Source organism: Streptomyces sp. NRRL S-340, assembly GCF_000720185.1.
Classification (GTDB): Bacteria; Actinomycetota; Actinomycetes; order Streptomycetales; family Streptomycetaceae; genus Streptomyces.
The window spans coordinates 1-14,665 of sequence record NZ_JOIY01000078.1; the positions used below are offsets into that span (position 1 = coordinate 1).

A 14,665-nucleotide genomic window follows, 5' to 3' on the forward strand; every position below is an offset into this window, starting at 1 on the left:
GTGAGTGGGGTACGGGCTGCGGCTCGTGTATCGGCGGTCCGCCTTGACTCAACCGTGGCGCAGGCTGCCGCTGCGGCTCGTCACTGGGAAGGGTCTGGAGCCGGCGTGCCGGGAGAATGGTGCTCGGCCGATGCCCCTGCGGGACCGCGGCCGGCTGACTGTCAGCTGGAGCGGTGGGGGTGGCCATGTGGAGTCACTGGCGTCGGTTCCGTTCCTGCACGTGGCATGGCCGTCATCCCGACGGCCGGTGTTTACGGACGGCGTTCAGGTAGTGTCGGCCGGACCCTTGGCGCCCACGAAGGGCGGAGCACGAGGCGAAGTGACCGCTCGAATGCGCAGTCCGACGCCATACAGCGAGCGGCCCATCGCGCGAGCTCGACGGGCGAAGGCAGCGGATTTGGTCGAGCGCCTGGTTGCCGAGGAGCGCGTCTGTTTCACCGACCTCAATGACGACGAGGTTGCGGAGTGGTGGCGTGCGGTCGATTTCGCCAAGCGGCACCGCCTGGAACCTCAGGGCAAACGCATCGAGAAGGCCCAGATCGGCGCACGCCGGCTGGAGATGTTTCTCGCTGAAGGTCCGCATCCCAACGCGCGGAGTCGGCGGCCGGAGGCTGATGCATCGATGGTGCTGGTGAGCACGCGGCCGACTTCTCTTCCCCCGGCTGTGGCCGCACTCAAGGACGATGACAGACAGCTCGTCGTTTCCGCTGTGCTTCACCGCCGGTCGCTCTTGCTGCTGCAGGCGCTGGCTGCCGAGGCGGCGCGGCGAGGGCACGAGGTCAAGCAGAGCCGGTCGTGCTATTCGCGGCACGAGGGCGGAGTGGACGTGGTGGTCGGCGGTTTCGCGCGCGGTCAGTGTCAGGCAGGAGTTCCCGCAGCCGACGAATGCAGAGCGCTCCGCGCGTATTGTCGTCGAGCTTGACCATGACCGGTCCGGTCGGCCAGGGCGTTGGCGAGACCGGAAGAGCAGGGCGCTTGAGGACGCCTGGAGGTGATCCTTGGGGAGGTCGAAGCCCGAGCATCGGAGGACGCTCAGCGCAGGGAGCATGAGCAGCGGGTCATGGCGGAGCGCGAGGTGCGTTGGCAGGCGGCCATGGAGGATGCAAGGAAGCGAGCTGTTCAAGACCAACTGGCCGAGGTGCTGCGCGAGGAAGCCGGACGCTGGCAGGAGGCCACCGTGCTCGGTGCGTACTGCGATGCTCCGGAACGTTGTCTTGCCCAACCGGGTGATGCGGACGAGTCCACTCTGGGTTCGGCCGGACGCCGGTTGGAGTGTGCACGTGGATTTGTACGGGTGATCGACCCCTTGAAACGACTTTACGGAGATGCCGACTCCAAGGGAGCCCTCGTCGGTCGAGCTCAAGGCACACCTGAGAAGTTGGAGTCCCTATGGACCGGAATCTCGGGGCGGACGGTAACGTGCACTGCGGGCGGTTCGCGGAGTCGCCCATGTGTTTCCGATGACGCATCATGTGGAGTGCGTCGCGATCCTTGAACCAGCCGTGAAGGGCGTCTGACCTGCGGTTTTGTGTGTGCGCATTATGTACGGTGTGGGTGATACGGGCGATATCTTGACGCTGAAATGACGCTCGTGACGCTCATTTGACACTCGTTCTGATGGGGCGTCAGGAGTTCTGTTGGGCAGGTCAGGGCCTGTTCAGGATGGTGCATGTCAGTGGGACCGCTCACGGGGCGACGCTCTGCGCGGAGCAGTGGGTCCTCCATGGTCGATGTCCCGGAAGAGACCAGCCAGCGGTGGGATCTACAGTGATGGCCGATCACGGGCCAATGAACTGCACGAATGGTCTTTCCACTGTTTCCTGCTCGTGCTCGTTGATGCAGCCGGAAGTCCCAGAGAAGTCCCAAGGTGCTCCCAGGGTCCGCAGCCACTCTTTCGGCTCTATGCCGCTTGGGCGGCGCGGTGTGAGCTGGTGCGCGGGGGACCACCACGTGATTCGAGCTGGCCAGGACCTCGCCCAGGAACCACCCCCGCGTGTGCAGGGACCACACACCCTGCGTGCCGCGGGCTCGCGATGCTGGGACCACCCCCGCGTGAGCGGGGACCACCGGCCGCCGTAACCAAACGAGGCCTCAAGCACGGGACCACCCCCGCGTGCGCGGGGACCACCTCGCCAGGGTCGCGGCATACACGTCCGCCTTGGGACCACCCCCGCGTGCGCGGGGACCACCAGGTCACCGCCGACACCAACGGCGCGGTCCAGGGACCACCCCCGCGTGCGCGGGGACCACATTCCTCCCAACTGACGCGCTCGATGCCGTCAGGGACCACCCCCGCGTGCGCGGGGACCACACAGGCGGGCCGGAACCCCGCGCGAACGGTAAGGGACCACCCCCGCGTGCGCGGGGACCACGCCAGCAGGCCACCCAGGATGTCCGTGTTGAGGGGACCACCCCCGCGTGCGCGGGGACCACACCCGTCCCGGACTCGAACTCATCCAGATCGCCGGACCACCCCCGCGTGCGCGGGGACCACTACCGTCCCGTGCCATGACGAAACCTCGCCCCGGGACCACCCCCGCGTGCGCGGGGACCACAGATTGGGTACACCCCAGGACAGACGATCTCGGGGACCACCCCTGCATACGCGGGGACCCGCCACGTCGGCTTTGTCGTGGGTCAGCGTGTACAGCGGCCACCGTACCCGCCATGGTCCGGCTGCCGCAGCCGTCCGCTCGGAACCCTTGAGATGGTGACATCGGAGACGACAACACTGCGCGGTGCGACTCGTGAAGCCCGCGTGTAAGGAGAGCCCTGGTGCGTCGAGTTAGAAGCTCAGGCTGGGCGAGAGCACAGTCCAGGGGGTCCCAGCGCTGGCCGACGCTGCCTTTGTGGTGGGCCGTGCGGTCACGTTGTCCGGGGCGCTTATTGCCCTCCAGTGCTAACCTCCGGAGCTTTCCCGCATGGGGGACGTGGGCTTGGCCGTATGGTGGGGCTCGGCATGCGACGTGGGCCGTACCGGGTCCGGTACGGTTCCGCCTCAACGGGGGGAGAGGATGTGGCTTTGCGGGGTAGCCGGCGCGCGGTGCTGGTGACGACGGTGTTGGTCTTGGCGGTCTTCTCTGGTGCGCTGTCGCTGCTGAGTTGGGACCGTGCGAACCAGGTGGCTGGGACGGTCTCCGCGATAGTTGGTGTGGCCGCTCTGGGGATCGGGGTCTGTGGGTTGCTGGCCCCGACCGGAAGCACGTCCGTACAGGTGTCCAGGACCGGGCGTGCCACGGCCACCGGCAGCGGGGAAGCCAACACAGGTGTCCTTGCCTCCTCGTCCGCCCGTGCGGTCTCCGTCGAGGAGACCGGCGATGCTCGGGCGGACGTCGGCAGTGCGAACACCGGTTACCGGTGGCAGGAGTAACGGCGCACCCGATGGTTTTCCGCAGGCGCGCCGCGGTACGCAAGTCAGGCGGATCTTCCGCCGAGGGAACTGGGTCCTTTGCTAACAGCGGCGTGATGATTGACAGCCCCGTACAGGTAGTCGCGGGGCGCGCCGCCGTTTCCGGCTATCTCCTACAGGTGAGCCAGGGCCTTGTCGCCAGCTTCCAGGGGCGTGAGAGTGAGCTTGCCCAGCTGGCAGCCTTCTGCGAGCACGATGTGCCTGCGGATGGTGCTGGCGTCGGCTACTGGCGTTGGGTAGCCCCAGCGTGGGCGGGAAAGTCCGCTCTGCTCGCGTACTTCGTCTTGCATCCTCCACCCGGCGTCGATGTCGTGTCGTTCTTCATCACCTCCGGCATGGCCGCGCATAACGAGGCTGCGGCGTTCTGCGAGATTGTTCAGCGGCAGGTGTACGCCTTGCTGGGCGAGGCGGAGCCGCTGAGCACCCCCGCCACGCGATACGAGCAGATGCTGCTTGGGCTGCACCGCGCCGCACAGCGGTGCGCGGTGCGCGGTCGGCGGCTCGCGCTCGTGGTGGACGGGCTGGACGAGGACCGCGGGGTGACCGCTGGTCCGGACGGCCACAGCATCGCGGCGCTGTTGCCACGTGTTCCCCCGCACGGCATGCGAGTCATTGTCGCAGGCCGTCCGCACCCGCCGGTGCCGGGGGACGTGCATGCGGATCACCCGCTGCGCAGCACGCGGATCGACCATGAGTTGAAGCCGTCCCCGCACGCCCGCGCGGCGCGCGAGGACGCGGAGCGGGACCTGCTGAGACTGCGAGTCGGTGGCGGGCTGGGCTGGGACCTGGTCGCTCTGACCGTTGCGGCCGGAGGCGGGCTGAGCGCGCCCGACTTCGCCGAGCTGACCGGGAGCCCGGTCCGGCTGGTTGAGCGTGAGCTGGCTGCGGTGAACGGCCGCAGCTTCCGCCGGCGTCTCGGGCACTGGATGTCCGCCGGTCCGTCCGTCTTGCTCTTTGCGCACGAGGAGATCCGGGGCGCCGCGGCGGCACTGGTCTCGGACCAGGAGCTGGTGGCCCGCCGCAGCCGTCTGCACCAGTGGGCGGACTCCTACCGGCAGATCGGGTGGCCGGAGGGGACCCCCGAGTACCTGCTGCGCGGCTACACCCAATTGCTGCGTGAACGGGAGGACGCTCCCAGGCTGGTGGCGCTGGCCTGTGATACGAAGCGGCAGGAGCGGCTGTGGCGGGCGTCCGGGGCGGATCTGGAGGCGCTCAGCGCGGTGTCGGCCGCGTTCGACCTCCTACTCGCGGGTGGCGGGCGCCGCGGTGATCAGGACGTGTCCGTGGCACTGCGGCTCGCCGCCGCGAGGGACGGGCTGCACGAACGGACAGCGTCTCTATCCTCCGGCCTGATCGCCCTATGGGCCCGGTGCGGGCACCATGCACGCGCCGTTCACCTGGCCCAGTCGCAGCGCGACGCGGGGGACCGGGTGGCCGCCCTGAGCGCTGTCACCGGCGCCCTGGCCGCCGCGCGCTCGGATCAGGCGGCCACTCTGCCCAACCAGGTGGATGACACCGGAGAACGGGACCACTTCCTGGCGGCGATCGCCAAGGGCCTGGCGGACTCCGGCCGAGCCGTCGAGGCCCTGCGGCCAGCCCGCCACATCAGCGACCTGGAGCGAAGGGCGGAGGCTCTCGTCGCCGCCGTCGGGGCCCTGACTGGCGCGGCGAGGAGCGTCACGGTGGCTCAGGAGAAGGCCGATGCCCGGGGCACCGATGCAGTTCCCTGGGGGCTGGAAGCCGTCGACGCGGTCATGGCGGTGCCCAACACAGTCTCACGGAGCACGCTGGGCGCCTCGCTTGCCGCCGCGCTCTCCCGCCTCGGCGAGCATCTCCGAGCCGTGGCGCTGGCGAAGCACGTTGTGTCCCATTCGGCCGACTCCGATGACACCGTCCGGCGTGCGCAGTGCCTCGCCCTGTTCGCCCGGGGGATGTCCACGGCGCCGGGGCTCGCCGCGCTGGCAGCCGAGTTCGCCGCGACGTCGGCCCGGCTGGCGGCGGACATCGACGACCCCGTCGGCGTTGGCTGGGTCTACTCATGCGTCGCCGCGGGCCTGGAAGCGACCGGGCACCACCAGCAGGCGATCGACTTGGTCAGCCGTTGCCTGGACGATCCGGAGGACGGCCTGGTCGAGATCGGCATCGCGGCCGCGGAAACCGGTGACCTCGACCGAGCCCTAGAGCTGGCTGAGCGGATCACGGAACCCATTTACCGGGCGCGCATCCTCAACGCCGCCGGCAAGATGACGGCAAACTCCTGTGACCCGGCACGGACGCTGCACCTGGCGCAGCAAGCCCGCGACGCCACCGACAAGGTGCCCTACCTCCACTGGCGGGTGACGCTGTCAACCGACACCGCTGACTTCCTGCTGCGGGCAGGCCAAGAACAACACGCCCACGCCGTAGTCAAGCGGGCGACGAACATGGTGCGAAGAGGCCGGGGGCCCGGGGTAGTGCACACCCTCCTCAACCTGGCCGTCGCAGCCGACCGGTCAGGACAGCGGGGCGATGCAGGCCGTCTCATCCACCGCGCCGAACAGGTCGCCGACGCGTCCGCCGGTTACGCACGCATCCTCAACCTCGCGGAGGTGGCTGAGTGCCTCCACCACACGGGTCGCCCCGCAGAGGGGGATGAACTCCTACACCGTGTGCTTCAAGAGAGCCGGAACCTGGCAGATCCCGCCGAACGCAGTGAGGGCCTGCGACGGGTGGCCGAGGCATTCGGCCTTACCGGGAAACCGGACGGAGCGGCAGAGCTGGCTCAGGAGATCCTGGGCCTGGCAGGCACCGCCGACAGCCCGTCCCGCCAGCGCTGGGACACGTACGCCGCCGCCGGTGCGCTACTCGCGGCAGGCGATATCGACGCGGTACTCGATCTGGAGGACGGCCTGCCGGAGGACGCAGTCGACGAAATGCTCGCCGGTGTTGTGAAAAGGCTCGTGGACGCCGGTGATCTGGCCACAGCAGAGGGGATTACCGATCGGCAAGGAGACGAGCACGCCATCGGTTACCTCGCGGCGGGCGTCGCCGCCACGGGTGACCTCACCCGTGCCGCCGCGCTGCTTGAGGAGATCAGCCACCCTGTCCGGCGCGAGGCGGCCACACCGGCCGTCGCCAAGGCGTTCTGCCGGACGGGCGCCCGCGAGGCGGCCCGCGCCTTGGCCGATGCCCTCACCGTGCCCGAGCACCGCGGCAAGGCGATCGCAGCGATCGCCCAGGTACTCGGCCCCTGCCCGCAGGGGCGCCTCGTACTGATCGAGGCGCTGAGCTGGGGCCCGTGGGAGCAGATGCATGAGGAGATCGCTGTTGTCGCGCCAGAGCACTTACCTCTCCTGGTGGACCTCGTGCTGACGGAAGGCTTTAGAGGTCCTAACGGAAGTTGTTGATCAAGTGACCGTTGGCTTGTCCGCTCGTTGGTCGGGGCGTGGGGAAGTATCAGTCGCGGCCGTGGATCGTGTCGGACGAACTGTGGTCGCTCATCGAGCCGTTGCTGCCGGAGCCTGCGCCGAAGCTGGTTGCGGGCCGGCCGCGTGTGCCGGATCGCCAGGCGTTGTGCGGGATCCTCTTCGTGCTGCACACCGGGATCCAGTGGGAGTACCTGCCCCAGGAACTGGGCTTCGGATCGGGCATGACCTGCTGGCGGCGCCTGGCGGAGTGGAACGAGGCCGGCGTGTGGGACCAGTTGCATGTGGTGCTGCTGAAGAAGCTGCGGTCGGCGAAGAAGCTCGACTGGTCGCGGGCGGTGATCGACTCCTCCCACGTCAGGGCGGCCCGACGGGGCCCAAAAGCGGTCCCAGCCCGGTCGACCGCGCACGCCCGGGCAGCAAGCATCACGTCCTCACCGACGGTCAGGGCATCCCGCTCGCGGTGTCGCTGACCGGCGGCAACCGCAACGACGTCACCCAACTGCTACCGCTGCTGGACAAGGTCCCGGCTGTCAGCGGCGTCGTCGGCCGACCGCGGCGGCGGCCGGACATGCTCTTCGCGGACCGCGGCTACGACCACGACAAGTACCGGCGGCTGCTCCGGCAACGCGGCACCCGTCCGGCGATCGCTGAACGCGGCCGGCCGCACGGTTCCGGTCTGGGCATCTTCCGTTGGGTTGTCGAGAGGACGATCGCCTGGCTGCACGGCTTCCGGCGCCTGCGCATCCGCTGGGAACGACGCGACGACATCCACGAAGGCTTCCGGGGCCTCGCCACCTGCCTGATCACCTACCGCCACGTCCAACGCCTTTGTTAGGACATCTAAGACCAGTCGCCGCGAAGGGTGTTTCTATCTGTTCGGTCAAGGTCTGTGGGCTTGGTCAGGAGAAAAAGGTAGCCAGAAGGGGCATGATCTTGATGGGTGGTTCCGGACGCTTCTTCGGTGTCCGGAACCACCTCGTCAGGTCAGGTTCGATGTGACCTTCGATCCGATCCCTCGCCGCCGCCGCTGCATCGTCCGCTCACGCATCACTCAAGCACCCAACGCGTTCTACCGTGATCGAGGGGCCGACTCCGATCACGCCTCGCTGCTTGGGTCAAGGGGGGCGTCCTCTCGCAGAGCCACTCCGAAGGGACCATTACTCGCCAAGTCCGTCTCGCCCTGGGCAAACTGCTGATCCGATGGGAAAGCCGCTGGCAAGATGGCCGCATGGGTGGACTGCGCGGCAGTCGGGGGAGCAAGGAGCAGTGGGTGGGGACGACGATTAACGGCCGGTTTCTGTTGCTCCCTCAGGAGGCCCGCCCGGGGGGGTTGTCCGAGGTCCGCAAGGCCGTGGACATCAGGAGCGCTGGCGGTGACCACGTCGCCGTGAAGCTGCTCAAGCAGCGGGAGGACGACGCGATCACCCGGATCTTCCTGGAGCGGGAGACCTCGGCGCTCAAGGCACTGAACCATCCCCATATCGTGCGGATGCTCGACTCTGGCTGGGATCAAGGGCTGGAGCGGTACTTCATCGCCCTGGAGTGGATTGACCGCAGCCTCAAGGACGAGATGGCAGATGGCCGTCCCCTTGACTGGCCGGCCTACTTCACACGCATAGGCGGACCGTTGGCTTCCGCCCTCGCGTATGCCCACGAGAAGGAGATCGAGCACCGTGATCTGAAACCGGGAAATGTCCTGCTGACCGGCGACGGCACGGTCAAGCTCGCCGACTTCGGGATCGCCAAGATCTTGTCCAAGGCCGCAGCCGTGACCGACGAGACGGTCGCGGACTTCCGATCCGCTCTGTACTCGCCGCCCGAGCAGAGCGAGGCAGTCCCGTACGTTCGTGACGTGTACGCCTACGCGGTCCTGGCCATTCAGGTCCTCTCCCGCAGCCAGGCACGTGACTACCACGATCTGGCGACGGTACTCGACGGTCTGGAACTCGACACCGAGATCCGCAACGTCCTCAGAACCTGCATCGACCTCGACCCGAAGAAGCGGCCAGCCAACGCTATCGTCCTCGAACACCGGCTCCTGGAGGCCGAACGGGTCTGCGAAAACCGTGATGCTCGCCAACGCAACGCGCTCTGGCTGAAGATGACCCGTCGTGCGGCCGAAAGCTTGAGCACCACCCCGGCCGGAGAAGGGATCGACTGGGATGCGGTGAAGAATACGGTGCTCGCGGACATCTCCGGCACGGTTCATGTCGACTACGGCTACAACGCGCAGAGCGACGAAGTCGACACCGGCACGGTGCGGGTGTTCGGCCAGAGTCTGTTCCTGCGCCTGGTCAACGACGAGGATCAAAGCGACCGATGCGTCATCGTTTCGGCCGAGGAAAGAGCAGAGGAATGGATGGCCAAGCGCCGTGCGTCCGCCCTCAAACTCGGCCCCATCCTCACCTGGACGTTCAACGATCCGGGCGAGGACCCGGCGTACGACGGCCTCAACCTGCTGCTGGACAGCCTCAACGAAGAACTTGACGCACGCGAGACACAGGCCAAGGAGGGTAAGCGCCAGCAGATCGGCGACCTGTTCGACGGCTGGCGCCGCGTCCTGGAAGCCCGTGAGGAAGCGGCGGCCAACGGGCGGCAGCCGATCCAGTACGAACGGCTGGAAGGCGGCGGCCGCACCCGAGTCTTCCATCTCGCCGCTCCCGACACTACCGCCGAAATCGGTGAAGAGTGGTCCGTCGCGGAGTACCCCTACAGTCGGCCCATCGACCGTGGCGAGATCACAAACCGCACTGACGACACCGTCGTCCTGCGAATGACGCGTCCCCAGGCCGTCCTGCCCGCCCGGGGGGTACTGCTCCCCTTCCTCGGACCCAGCCAGAACGCGATCAACCGGCAGCGCGACGCACTTACCGCGGTCGCCGCCGGCCAGACCGCAAATCTCGACCTGCGGCAGATCATCGATAACCCCGGAGTCCTTGAGGTCGGCCCGCCCACCGAAGTCACCACCTGGGTCCGCGCCGACCTCGACCAGAGCAAACGGGACGTCGTCGCCCACGCCCTGGGCACCCAGGACCTACTGCTCGTCGAGGGACCACCCGGCACTGGCAAGACGACCGTGATCGCTGAGATCGTCGAGCAGACCCTCAGCCGGCATCCCACCGCCCGCATCCTCATCGTCAGCCAGACCCACATCGCCATCGACAATGCCCTCAAGCGCCTTGAAGACGCAGGCATCACCGAACTCGTCCGCCTCGGCCGCGTCGACGATCCACGCGTCGCTGAAAGCGCACAGCCGCTGCTGCTCGACCGGCAAGTCAAGAAGTGGACCCAGGGTGTCCGGACGCGCGCAGAACGGCATCTGGAGAGCGTGGCCGCCAACAGCGGCCAGCAGCCCAGCCACCTCAAAGCGGCCCTGGTGCTGGAAGAACTCGCCGCCGTGGCCGCCGACCTCGCCCATGTGACGGCCCGCCTCGACGAGCTGGCGAACCAGCCTGTGCCTGAGCGCACCACCTCCGCCAGAGAGCTCGGCGAGGAAGTCGTCACCACCCGAGCCCGTCGAGAACAGCTCCTCGAACAGCGGGCAGAGCTGTTCGCCGAAGTGCAGACCATGCTCGACGGCGAACTCACCCTCCGCGAGGAAATGAGCGCCGCAGACGCCCGCGACGTGGTCGAGGTGCTCCTCGGCCCGGCCGGGACCGGCAGGGAACTGATGCACCTGCTGCGCCTCCAGGGCGAATGGCTTCAGCGAATCGGCACCGACCAGAACCTGATCGCGGGCTTCCTGCGCACCCGGCGCGTCATCGGCGGCACCGCGCTCGGCTTCCTCGGCCACCCGGCGGCCCGGGATCTCGAATTCGACCTGTGCATCTTCGACGAGGCGTCCAAGGCGACCGCGACCGAGGCGTTGGTGCCAATGGCCAGGGCCAAGCGATGGGTGCTGGTCGGCGACACCAACCAGCTGCCTCCCATCGATGAGGATCTGCTGCGCGATGAAAAGATCATGGCCGATCACCAGCTCATCCCCGAGCTGGTGAAGACCACCCTGTTCCAGTACTTCGCCAACTCCACCAAGACACCAGTCAAGCACCTGCTGCGCGAGCAGTACCGGATGACCCCGGCGATCGGCAACATGATCAGCAGCTGCTTCTACGACAACAAGCTAATCTCGCCCAACGACCATGTCCTTCCCGGCTACAGCACGGTCAACAAACCCGTCCTGTGGCTGGACACCAGCGCTCTGTCGAACCGCCGCGAGGACGAGCAGTCCGCCGCACAAACCAGCGTTTCAAACCGCCTTGAGGGCCAACTCGCGATGCGACGCCTGGAAGTCATCGACCGGGCCATCGACAAGGGGGTGATCAAGACTCCCGACGGCAAGCGCCTCGACGTCCTGCTGATCGCCCCCTACGGCCGCCAGGTCGAAGAACTCACCAAACGCCTAGCCTCCCTAAGACTCAAGCACATCGCTCCAGAAGTGCTCTCCGTCGACGCGGTACAGGGTCGAGAATGCGATCTCGTCGTGTTCTCCGTGACCCGAAGCAACATCAGCGGTCGCTTCGGATTCCTTGGCCAGCCCTACTGGCGCCGCATCAACGTCGCTCTCTCCCGCGCCCGCTACGGCTTGATCATCGTTGGCGACGCTGGCTTTTGCCGCAGCAAGCCCGGCGCCCTGCGCGACGTCCTCGACTACATGAGCGGCCACCCGGAAGACTGCGAGATCCGCAATGCCTACCTCTAGCCCCACCTTCGGCGACGACAGCCTCCTGGCCCTCCGCTTCCACAACACCCGTCCCGGACTCGAACTCATCCAGATCGCCGACGCCGCACTGCCTGTCGCCCGGATCACCGCCGAGGTCCTCGCCCAGGACAGCAAGGACCTCCCGCTTATGGAGGAATTCGTACTGCGGCTGGTCGACCACAACGTGAGCAACACGCGTGGTATCGCCGGCCTACTCGGCCTGCCCGAAAACATGGTCGACCGGACCGTCGCCGTGCTGTTCGGCTCAGACGACCTCAAATGGGCCCGCCCCACCCTCGCAGACGCAGGCCGGGCTCCCGGCCTGCGGCTCACAGACAAGGGCCACCTCACTGCCCAGAAGGCCGCCGCCGTAGCGCCCGTGCGGGTCAACCAGCCGCTCGTCTACGACCAAATGCTGTGGAAGGTAGCCCCCTACGACCGCCGCACCACCATCCCGCGCGGGCAGGCCGAGGAAAACGGCATGATCATGCTGCCCGCCGCAAGGTCCGGGCCCGTCAATGACGGAGACATCACCGCAGCGGAAATCACCGCTCTGCTCCGTGAGAACGGCAATAACAAACGCGAAGTCCTCCAGGTCAAAGGCATCTCCCAGGCCCCGGCCCGCCGTGTCCTGCCGGTCAAGCTCCTGGTGTATGCCGACGCAGACCGTACCGACGTCGAAGTCGGCATCGTCGTCGACGGCGAACTCAGTCAGGCCCACGAACTCGCTCTCATCGGCCACGGTGGTGCCAAGGCCCTCGGCATCTCTGTCGAGCCGCCCCCCGAACGCCCTCTTCTCGACCCCGACCTCGAAAAGGCCCGCGTACCGCTGCAAGAGGTCACCCAGCACCGTGCAGAACAGGCCGCATTCCAGCTCGGCGCTCACGCCCCCATGCCCGGTCCGCCGGCAGTTCAGCAGCCACAGGCAGACGAGATCCGAGCCATCGGAGTCTTCGAGCATCCCGACGTCCTCGACGACGCGCTCACCAACGCCCGCCGCCGACTCTTGATCATCTCCCCGTGGATCAAGAACGCGATCATCACCACCGACTTCCTTAGCAAACTCGAACGCCGGGTCAAACAAGGCGTCAAAGTGGATATTGCCTACGGCTACGAGGAAAACGACACCAAGACCGACCCTGCCTCCGTCCGGAAACTCACCAACCTCGCCGACCGCTACCGCGACAAACTCAGCTTCACGCGTCTGAAGAGCACCCATGCCAAGGTCCTCGTCTACGACGACGTTTGGGTGACCACGTCCTTCAACTGGCTCTCATTCAAAGGTGATCCCGAACGCACCTACCGCATGGAGGAAGGAAGCCTCGTCCGCAACCGCCAGATCGCCGACACCCAGTACGCCCGCTACCTTGAGCTGATCGCCGACCAGCGCCGATAACTGTCAGCGGTGGTGCCTCCCGCATGCCGCTGCACCTTTGCACCGGGTCTTGTGAGCGTCGGTCAGCCCCTGGCTCGGATCATTACGGTGAGGACCGGTGAGGCCGGTGACGGCTGGCTCTGTCCGATGTCCTGGTACCCCCACAACTTGTAGAGCGCGTGGACCTTTCCGTCGCCAGCGGCCGGGTTGACCATGAGCGTGACGTACGGCTCGTCGCGTGTGGCGAGGAGGGCGTCATGGATACGCCGGGCAGTACCGGTCTTCCGCCAGGTCGGTCGGACGCCGATCTCCTTCAGGGCCACGGCCGGACGCTCGGTGTACATCTCCGCCGGCGTCGGGCTGGTGCGCTGCCAGTAGCGGTCGCCGTGCTCGATGGTGTTGCCGTAGGCGTAGCCGACCGGGTGCCCGTCCGCGTACGCGAGGACGGCCGTGAACCCCGGCTCGGTGCCGTGCCGGTCCAGGCGTTCGCCGAACGCGGTGACCGCGTAATTCGGCAGGTGGAGGAGCGGGGCGCGCACGTCGGCGTACACGTCGAGGAGGTCGCCGCGGGCTGTGTCGAGGGTGGTGAAGGTGCGCAGTTCGATGGCGGGCGCCGTGGTCATGCGGCCATCCTCCAGGTGGCGGTGTGCTCGGTCCAGGTCTGCACGGTGGAGCTGGCCAGCGCGGTGGCGCCGCAGTGCGGCCCCGAACTCCTGCAGCATGCGCGTGACCCGGGCGTGCTGGGTGGCAGCCTCAGCGGGGACCTTCATCGCGGTGGCCGTGGCGGCTTCGGGGGCGGCCTGGGCGAGCTGGGCGTGGGCGAGCCGGGTGGTGGTGATGGCCCGGGACCGGATCATGTGGGGCCGGAGGGCGGACAGGCAGCGGTGGGCGTGGTACTCGGCGGTCGAGTAGTCACCGAGAGCCAAGTGCGCGGAGAGGGCCAAGGAGTCCAGCTCGGCCTGGTCGTAGAAGGCGAGCATCCACACCGGGCGGTAGCCGGTGGGGTCGGCGCGCACTATGGCGTCCTGGGTCTGTTCGAAGGCACGGCGGGTGCCGGTGCGGTCCTGGGCTGCGCCGTGGATGGCGCCCTGGCGGGCCAGGCCGGGGGAGGCGAACAGGGGGTCACGGCGGGTGAGGTGCAGGTTGCGGGCGACGTCGTTGGCGGCGAACGCGTCCGCCGGTCGGCCCATGTGGCGGTACATGGTGCCGGCGTGGCTCCAGATGCGGAACTTGATGGCCTGGTCGCCGGACATCTCGGCGAGGGCCTGGGCCTCGCGCATGTGTGCCTTGGCGACGTCGTAGCGCCAGCCGTCGATGGCGGCCCACATCGCCGAGGAGCGGAAGGCGGCCGCTGAGGCGTAGAGGTTGCTTCGTACGCGCTGGGTGGCGCTGCCTGCGTTCTGGAGGTTGAGCGCCTCGTCGGCGAGGGCTGCGGCCCGCTGTTCGATGCCGAGCTGTCCGCCGTGGCGGTGGTCGCTGGCGATTATCTCGGCGAAGCGCTTGTTGAGGCGGTTGACGTCGCTCATGCCGATCCGGCGCAGCGATGCTGTACCGGGTGCGGCTGCTGCTGCGGCTACCGCCGCTATGCTGCCGACAAGGGTGCGGCGCTTCATGTCGGGGTCCTCCTGCTGTGGTGGGGCCGGGGTGGACGAAGGCCGGCTCCGTGGCACGAACCCTAAGATGTCGTCTCATTTGGCATGGTCGGTAGTCTGGGCTTGTGCTGATCGTGGAACGTTTGGTGCCGGACGAGTTGTACGACCTGTTCCAGCGGGTGG

6 protein-coding genes, 1 pseudogene and 1 CRISPR repeat array are annotated in these 14,665 nt (G+C 67.6%); of the genes and pseudogenes, 5 read left to right on the plus strand and 2 right to left on the minus strand.

Annotated elements, in window-relative coordinates; genetic code table 11:
• Positions 1-397: 397 nt before the first annotated feature.
• The 5 genes from IG64_RS42745 (at position 398) to IG64_RS36645 (ending at position 12,911) form a co-directional block, all read left to right on the plus strand.
• A complete protein-coding gene (locus IG64_RS42745; protein WP_234438741.1) occupies positions 398-922 on the plus strand; it encodes a hypothetical protein in 525 nt (174 codons plus the stop codon).
• Between the two features lie 1,058 nt (positions 923-1,980).
• Positions 1,981-2,616: a CRISPR direct-repeat array (repeat unit 28 nt; unit sequence GGACCACCCCCGCGTGCGCGGGGACCAC).
• An 849-nt stretch (positions 2,617-3,465) separates the two neighbouring features.
• Positions 3,466-6,795 carry a hypothetical protein gene (locus IG64_RS36625; RefSeq protein WP_051813802.1) on the plus strand — a complete coding sequence of 1,110 codons (3,330 nt, stop codon included), beginning with the start codon at positions 3,466-3,468 and terminating at the stop codon, positions 6,793-6,795.
• 38 nt (positions 6,796-6,833) lie between these two features.
• A protein-coding gene (locus tag IG64_RS39840) for an IS5 family transposase (protein ID WP_234438742.1) occupies positions 6,834-7,651 on the plus strand; the annotation gives its coding sequence in 2 pieces (ribosomal slippage) (positions 6,834-7,185 and positions 7,185-7,651; 819 coding nt in all).
• A gap of 435 nt (positions 7,652-8,086) precedes the next feature.
• The gene (locus IG64_RS36640) at positions 8,087-11,515 is read left to right on the plus strand and encodes a serine/threonine-protein kinase (RefSeq protein WP_037864709.1); all 3,429 of its coding nucleotides are present in this window, start codon (positions 8,087-8,089) and stop codon (positions 11,513-11,515) included.
• Positions 11,502-12,911, plus strand: a complete 1,410-nt coding sequence (locus IG64_RS36645; protein WP_037864711.1) for a hypothetical protein — start codon at positions 11,502-11,504, stop codon at positions 12,909-12,911. The genes IG64_RS36640 and IG64_RS36645 overlap by 14 nt, the downstream gene beginning before the upstream one ends.
• Before the next feature lie 62 nt (positions 12,912-12,973).
• Here IG64_RS36645 and IG64_RS36650 read toward each other — a convergent pair whose 3' ends face one another.
• Both IG64_RS36650 and IG64_RS36655 read right to left on the minus strand, forming a co-directional pair.
• On the minus strand, positions 12,974-13,513 hold the full coding sequence (locus IG64_RS36650; RefSeq protein WP_037864713.1) for a GNAT family N-acetyltransferase: 540 nt from the start codon (positions 13,511-13,513) through the stop codon (positions 12,974-12,976).
• Positions 13,510-14,416, minus strand: a pseudogene (locus IG64_RS36655) (hypothetical protein). Before IG64_RS36655 ends, IG64_RS36650 begins: the two are co-directional and overlap by 4 nt.
• Between the last annotated feature and the right edge of the window lie 249 nt (positions 14,417-14,665).